Source organism: Paenibacillus sp. UNC451MF, from assembly GCF_000686845.1.
In the GTDB taxonomy this organism is placed as follows: Bacteria; Bacillota; Bacilli; order Paenibacillales; family NBRC-103111; genus Paenibacillus_S.
In genome coordinates this window covers 1-6,816 of the sequence record NZ_JMLS01000063.1, presented here as the reverse complement: position 1 = coordinate 6,816, position 6,816 = coordinate 1, and the positions used below count along the sequence as shown (strand labels likewise).

At 46.7% G+C, this 6,816-nt stretch carries 8 protein-coding genes; 1 reads left to right on the top strand and 7 read right to left on the bottom strand.

Annotated features, from left to right (window positions below; genetic code table 11):
* The 7 genes from BP97_RS40820 to BP97_RS0130710 form a co-directional block, all read right to left on the bottom strand.
* On the bottom strand, positions 1–393 hold a 393-nt coding region (locus BP97_RS40820; RefSeq protein WP_197035569.1), incomplete at its 3' end, for a GerAB/ArcD/ProY family transporter.
* Positions 394–401: 8 nt separating this feature from the next.
* Positions 402–635 (bottom strand): hypothetical protein, encoded by a 234-nt coding sequence (locus BP97_RS40815; protein ID WP_197035568.1) that lies wholly within the window; start codon positions 633–635, stop codon positions 402–404.
* Between the two features lie 7 nt (positions 636–642).
* Positions 643–1,866: a Ger(x)C family spore germination protein gene (locus BP97_RS0130730; RefSeq protein ID WP_028552525.1), complete on the bottom strand. Its 1,224-nt coding sequence runs from the start codon at positions 1,864–1,866 to the stop codon at positions 643–645.
* Positions 1,863–2,966 (bottom strand): GerAB/ArcD/ProY family transporter, encoded by a 1,104-nt coding sequence (locus BP97_RS38025; protein WP_036746863.1) that lies wholly within the window; start codon positions 2,964–2,966, stop codon positions 1,863–1,865. The genes BP97_RS0130730 and BP97_RS38025 overlap by 4 nt, the downstream gene beginning before the upstream one ends.
* Positions 2,967–2,985: 19 nt before the next feature.
* The gene (locus BP97_RS0130720; RefSeq protein ID WP_051621071.1) at positions 2,986–4,572 is read right to left on the bottom strand and encodes a spore germination protein; all 1,587 of its coding nucleotides are present in this window, start codon (positions 4,570–4,572) and stop codon (positions 2,986–2,988) included.
* Positions 4,573–4,749: 177 nt separating this feature from the next.
* Positions 4,750–5,232, bottom strand: a complete 483-nt coding sequence (locus BP97_RS38020) for a hypothetical protein (protein ID WP_051621070.1) — start codon at positions 5,230–5,232, stop codon at positions 4,750–4,752.
* Positions 5,233–5,359: 127 nt separating this feature from the next.
* Positions 5,360–6,190, bottom strand: coding sequence for a helix-turn-helix domain-containing protein (locus BP97_RS0130710; protein ID WP_028552523.1), 831 nt, complete (start codon positions 6,188–6,190; stop codon positions 5,360–5,362).
* Positions 6,191–6,342: 152 nt separating this feature from the next.
* Between BP97_RS0130710 and BP97_RS0130705 the strand changes: the two genes are divergently transcribed.
* A partial coding sequence (locus tag BP97_RS0130705; protein WP_028552522.1) for a Gfo/Idh/MocA family protein occupies positions 6,343–6,816 on the top strand: 474 nt, incomplete at its 3' end.

Here is a 6,816-nt window from a genome sequence, read left to right as displayed (position 1 = left end):
GCCGTACCCTCCTATTAGAACAATAGTGACCATGGTCACGGTTAATGGGGTTCTTGTGAGCAGCGTCAAAGACATCAATTCTCCGAAATCCCTTACGTTTCGCATCGATTCATAGCTGAAGTAAAGGATGTACAGCAGTCCGAGGATTGAGCCGAGGGTGCGGCCATAATACAGGGTCAACATTTGTATCAGATTGTGTTCAGGCTCTCTGCGCTGGATCAATACAAATAACCACACAAGCAGCAGTCCGAATATCGCAGCGCAGGCCATCGCCAGCCATGCATCCTGCTTGGCCTTACTACCTATGAAAAACAAGGGGGTGCTGCCGATTTCGAACAGGACCATCATGTAGGCGATCTGGTTTTTGGATATGCGTTCGATGTTCATTGTCATCAGGCTGGCTACCCTCCCATAAGTTGTTCTAACCATTTGCCTACAGGCAAAAATACGGCATGGATGGGGGCGACAACGGACAGCTGCGGCCATCCGTATAGCTTCCCCAAGCTTAAATAAGCGCACCATCCGATTATGCAGGCATACAACAGGATCTCCCTCACAGGACCCTTTGCAGATATAGAGCGGATTCCGAGATAAAGAACAAGAGCGTAGAACGCGACCCATAAGAATACAGTCATCTAGGCATCAATCTTTATCATCTTTGTTCAAATTCCTAAACGACTTATTGCTAAGTCCTACCCGATCTATAGAAATTTTTACGTGTGGCTTCAGCTCTATTTGGACAAACTCCGATTCCCATCGATCTTTTAGTGTTTTCCATTCCTTAGGGTAGGTTCGATGAATGATATCCGCGAAGCCCAGAATGTCTACCCGGAGCTTCCGAACGGCTTGCCATGACGTTTTAATCATTAGTGTAACCTCCTTCTGAAGCTGCATTTCAAGCTGGTGGACTACCTCCGGATCGGACAGGTCCAGATTGCAGTCGCTCTCTAGCAGATGTCCGTCCCCTTTAATATCGATATCCATGATAAAGTGTCCGTTCTCCTTGGTGGGACGCAGCTTGGTGGAGGATGACAACAGCCGAAAGGAAGAGTTGTACGATTGATGATCCATCGGCTTGCAGTTGAATGACAGGATGGTCGATTTTACTTTGTCCCTAAGAAAGGATACCCCGAGTCCCTGTTCCTGTGTAATCCAGCCTGCCAGCTTATCCTCCTTCATAACCGCCAGATCCCCTAGCCTTATTTTCGAATTGTATGTCGTTTTTTTGAGCGACTCCATGGAGGTTTCGCCAAGACCGCCGCTAAGCAGAATTTCGGGAATTACGCCGCTCTTGGCATCGCTGGTCAAAGACAGTGCCAGCTCGTACATCATCACGCCTGGTACCATAGAGGAATTGCGGGTTTCGTTGAAAATAATTTGACGCATACTTTGACCTGGGATTTTCTCTACGTGGCTTAACTGCTCAAGAATGGTTCTGGCTTTGCCTTTCGTAATCAGCATACTTACCGTTTCGCGAGCATCCGGATTGCGGTAATGCAGGTCGAGAATTTGGCTCACTCCGCGGCGCGCCACCTCCTCGCTGAGAATGAGAATGTTATTGTGTGCGAAAAAGAGCTGCCGGGGCGTTTCCGTCGTGCTCTGGTTCACCGCATCTCGGATGGTGCGTCCTCGGGTGGAGAAGACAGTGATAGGCGATTGGGAGCTTCCGCTTCCAGTAATGCCGGTGCCGGATGATATGGCAGAAGGAATGATCACTTGATAGGATACGATCCAATCATCCCCCTCTATGTCCATACTGGTTGCCGACGTTATCGATAGCTCGTTCAATTCGGTCCGGTTCCAGCATCCGGATAAAGGAACACATAGCCAAATGAGAAGACAGGATAAGACAAAGGCTTTTTTCATGGAAGCGTTCCTCCTCCCATGGCTTTAGGCTTGAATACGCATAGGCAAAGCCAAATCAGAAGCGGCAGTAAAACATTGAAGGTCACTAAATACGGGGCTAACGGATATTTAGTGAAGTACATGAAGTTCGAGGACTTAGGCCAAAAATAATAAGTGCTCAATAGAGCGAATAGACCCACTGAAAATAAAAACGGCTTCTCGTTACGAATTCGGCACGTTCGGATAAAGCAGTGAAAGGCTCCGAACATAAAAATCGATATTTTGATATACATCAAACAGATCCAGATAGAAATAAACAGGATATCGATTCGTTCCATAAAGCTGCCTAGCTGGATAATACCTATAACATTAAAGGTAGGATAGGCCATAAGCGAAACAAGCCGCGGACCAAACAAGGTCACGGCTGCAACTACGATGAGTCCAAGCTCCGCTCCCGTAAAGATAATCCCCCACATGCCGACCTTCCCTGCTTCTGCCGAATGGGTCAAAAAAGGTGCTATCAGCAGCAGGATAGATACCTCGGAAAGCCAGCTAAATGGAATGAAGCTGCCTTGTACGATTTTGGAGAAAGAATGATCCCAGACGGGAAACAGGAATTTGGGATGAACGTCCTTTATCAGCAGAATGGCTGTAATAAACAAAAAGGCGACGGAGAGTATAAAAACGATCATATTGATTCGGGCGATCACTTCGATTCCACTGCCTACGGCGTACATGACCACGGCCATCGTAACGATGAGCAGAACGTAGATCGGCGTTTTGGTCAGCACATTTTCTGCCAAGAAGTTAACGAATTCGCGAATGATGATTAAAGTTGTATTAAAGTAATAGTAAGTCAGCAGGATGCCGATGCCCATGCCGACCTTAGTTCCAAGTCGCTGGGATAACCAATCCACAAAAGGCATGGTCGAGTTTTGTCTACAGATCAGACCGATTACAAAAGCGACACCGATGCCGACAAAGCTTGCAATTGCTATGGAGATCCACGAATCCTGATTGGTGAATTGAACCACAATATTCGGAACCGTCAATATAGCAGTAGGGATGATGGAGCTCATGACAAGGAGGATTCCTTGAAGCGATGATATTTTTTGGATCATGAGTCCTCCTCCCTCTGTTTTATGACTCTGATTTTGGCCTTGGTGGCTCCGGTTGTTGGTTAGGTCCCTCACGGACAGAATTTTTGGAGATTAGGTTGGGCCGCGTATTCATTTTCCACCAAGGTGCGCGAACGAAAGTGTCCTTCAGGTTTTGCTTAACAAGTGGAGCTATGGGCATTAAGTATGGAATGCCGAAGGAACGCAGGCTTGCCATATGAATAAGCAGCACCATCAAGCAGGACATGATGCCGAACAGTCCGAGAGTTGCGCCTAGGATCATGAGTGAGAAGCGGATTAGGCGTGCCGCAATAGCCATATTAATGGCCGGAATGACAAAGTTGGAAATCGCCGTAAAAGACACTACGATGACCATCGCCCCCGAGACTAAGCCCGCTTGTACCGCAGCCTGCCCTAGAACCAGTGCCCCTACTATCGAGATGGCCGGTCCGATGACCCGTGGCATTCGTACGCCCGCCTCGCGAAGCACCTCGAACGTGAGCTCCATCAGCAGCGCCTCGATCAAAGCGGGGAACGGCACGCCTTCCCGTTGGGCAGCAAGCCCTATCAGCAGCGTAGTCGGCAGCATCTCCTGGTGAAACGTCGTTATCGCTATATAAAGTGACGGCAGAAGCATTGAAATGATAAAGGAGCCGAAGCGAATCAGTCTTAAGAACGATGCGATATCGTACCTTTGGTAATAGTCCTCGCTAGACTGAAAAAATTTAAAGAAGGTGACCGGCGCCAGCAGGACAAAAGGCGTCCCCTCGACGATAATGACCACTTGACCTTCTAATATTCCGGCTGCAGCCGCATCCGGGCGCTCGGTGTTCATGATCGTTGGAAAGGTCGAATAAGGGGAATCCTCGATAAACTCCTCAATATACCCGCTTTCCAGAATGCTGTCCGTATTAATGGCAGCAAGGCGCTCATGGATTTCTGCAACAACCTGATCATTGGCTACTCCATCCAAATAAATGACCGCGACATTAGTCTGCGTTGTGGTTCCAATGATCTTCACATCGATACGAAGCTCAGGCGATTTGATTTTACGGCGTATAAGCGCGGTGTTAATCCGTAAATTTTCGGTGAAGCCTTCCTTGGGCCCTCGGATTACAGTCTGAGAGCTTGGTTCCTCAACGCCCCGGATATTCCCGCCCACGGTGTCCGCAGTCAGCGCAATGCAGCAGCCATCCAACAAAATGACGGTCATGCCGTTAAATAGAGCACGATAGATTTCATCCAGCTTAAGAGCTTCTTTCAATCCGCCGACAGCAATCGCTTGCTGCTTGAGAAATTGATAGAAATCGTTTATGTCGGTAGGAGTCGGTTCTAGCTCCGATAGCTTTGAGATTTCGGCAATCATCTGATTTACTGTAGGGGTGTCTACCAGCCCGTCAACATAAATTAACGCAAAATGCAAGTGAACCCGGTTCGACAGCTGTCGGATGACGATATCGGAGCTTGATCCCAAACGGGAGCGGATCAATTGGAGATTGGATTCCAACTGATTAGACAGCTTCGTATCATGATCATCGGGTTGCTTCTGACTCTCTGCTTTCGGATTATGATGCTGCCGATGGGACGCCCATTTTTTGAAAATTCCCATAAGTACCTCTTTTTTGAAAAAAGATGTATGCTTAATGTTTCCCGAATTTCCAATTTGATGCGTGCTTGTGCAGTACGAATTGGACAACAAGACACAAAAAAGCCTGATCAAGAGAATTCTCTTCATCAGGCTGTGAATGGTATAGGCTTTATCCTAACAACAAAGATGGAAGGATAATCAGCTGCTCGTATCCATGGAGCTGCTTTTTCTTTTCCCCCAAGGGAACTCCTTCTTAACGGCTAATATTTCGATAAGCTGAGTAAGCGACAGAAGCAGCAGCAAACCGCTTAAGGAAATTAGTACGGCTAGAGGCAGCGTCCACAGATGCTCCGGTTGGGCAAAATAAGGGACAAGAGCGATGGCTAGCACAGGCGGAGCATTTAATTTAAATTTTTGGATCAATATAATCGTCAGCAATGTAGATGCCAAAAATGAAATCATCCCTGTATGAGATAAGTAGAGAGCTGAACTGATCAATGAGGCTGCGGACGCGCCGGCAATCATCTTGCCAAAATCTTTAAAGGAAAAGGCTCGGGTGATGAATAAGTAAGAGAAAGCGCCCAGCGTAGGATAAAAAATCATTTTGACGCTAGGGATATGTTGGGAAATCCAATAAATTAGCATTAAGTATAAGCAGATAGCTATAATTTTAAGATTCACGACGGCAGCTTCCTTTGTAAAAAGATGGAGTAAGGGCATCGGAATAGACGAATAACCTCGGACCATCTTACTATGCAGTACAGCTTTTCGTCAATAGTCAGGAAAGATCTTACACCTGAAGTTAGGGCTATACCTGCTTTCGATATTGTCCCGGTGGAACGCCTACAATCCGCTTGAACATACGTATAAAATTGGAGTAATCGTTAAATCCTGATAACTGGCATGTATCGGTAACGTTATGCCCCTCATACAGAAGCTTCTTAGCTCGAGCAATACGCTTGAGCAAAATGTACTCGTGAATCGTACTTCCGATACTGCGGCGGAACAGCCGGCTTAAGTAGTAGCGGTTCATGAAAAACTGCTGTTCCAATGCCTCCAAAGATAAATCGTGATCGAGATGATGATCGATAAAATCGAGCACCGGCGCGAGCTTCTCCGAAACGATGGTCGAAGGCATCGGAGACAAGTTATGTAGGAAGGCGCGATTTAGCAGCACCAGCAGCTCTATAGTATAAGCCGAGAGTAATATATCCGAGCCATCGGAAGGCTGCCGGAATAACGAATCCATCTTTTGATACAAGACCAACAGCTCGTCCAATTGATGGGGATGAAGCTGGATTTTATTTTGTTCCCCCTGCGGACGGTTCGTAAAGCAGTTGAGCAGGTCAAAGGAGAAGGTGGATGTAAGCTGCTTGATGATTTCGGGATCGAAATGAATCACAATATTTTCATAAGGGGCATCCGATTGGAAAGTCGCTTTGTGCAGCTCCCGATTATTCATAATAAGCAGGTCGCCGTAGGCGAGGGAGTAGACCTTCTTCTCAATAAAATAATGGACGTCACCGCTAATAAAGAAATAAATTTCGAACTGGTCGTGCAGATGGAAATCCATTTTCGGAGGGTGCTCCGTACGCCTGTGGCCGTATTGAATACCTTTTATTTCATGGGAAATACGCATGGATGTACACCTCCAGACAAAAAGTCAAAAAAAGCAATAAATACGGCAATTCGTGCAAGGAATTTGTTTTTATTATACCTCATTATAAAATGTGAATTAAAGCGTGTTTTAAATTTCTACACACGCAACCTTTAGGAAATCAGGTGAAAAACGTGAAATCATTGGGAACAGCAATTATCGGCTGCGGTTCTATTTCAAGCGTCCATTTGAAAGCGATCGCAGGATTGGAGCTGGCACAATTAAAGGCCGTTGTGGACGTAAACGAAAGTTTGGCTAAAAAAGTGGCGGCGGAGTACGGCTGCGATTATTACACCGACTACAAGGAAATGCTGAAGCGCGATGATATTCAAGTGGTTCATATTTGTACAGGCCACTATTTGCATGCTCCGATGACGGTGGATGCTTTGAGAGCAGGCAAACATGTACTGACAGAGAAGCCGATGGCGGAGAACAAAGCTTCTGCCCAAACGATGCTGGCTGCGGCAAGAGAGCATACGGACGTACAATTGGGGGTTATATTTCAAAACCGTTACAATCCTTCGTCCAAGCGCATGAAACAAGCCGTCGATTCTGGAGAATTTGGTAAGCTGCTCTGCATGAAAGGCATTGTCACCTGGTCCCGAGGT

Coding starts and splice junctions, on each gene's coding strand:
- BP97_RS40815 (WP_197035568.1), bottom strand. CDS start 635: ATGACTGTATTCTTATGGGTCGCGTTCTACGCTCTTGTTCTTTATCTC.
- BP97_RS0130730 (WP_028552525.1), bottom strand. CDS start 1,866: ATGAAAAAAGCCTTTGTCTTATCCTGTCTTCTCATTTGGCTATGTGTT.
- BP97_RS38025 (WP_036746863.1), bottom strand. CDS start 2,966: ATGATCCAAAAAATATCATCGCTTCAAGGAATCCTCCTTGTCATGAGC.
- BP97_RS0130720 (WP_051621071.1), bottom strand. CDS start 4,572: ATGGGAATTTTCAAAAAATGGGCGTCCCATCGGCAGCATCATAATCCG.
- BP97_RS0130710 (WP_028552523.1), bottom strand. CDS start 6,190: ATGCGTATTTCCCATGAAATAAAAGGTATTCAATACGGCCACAGGCGT.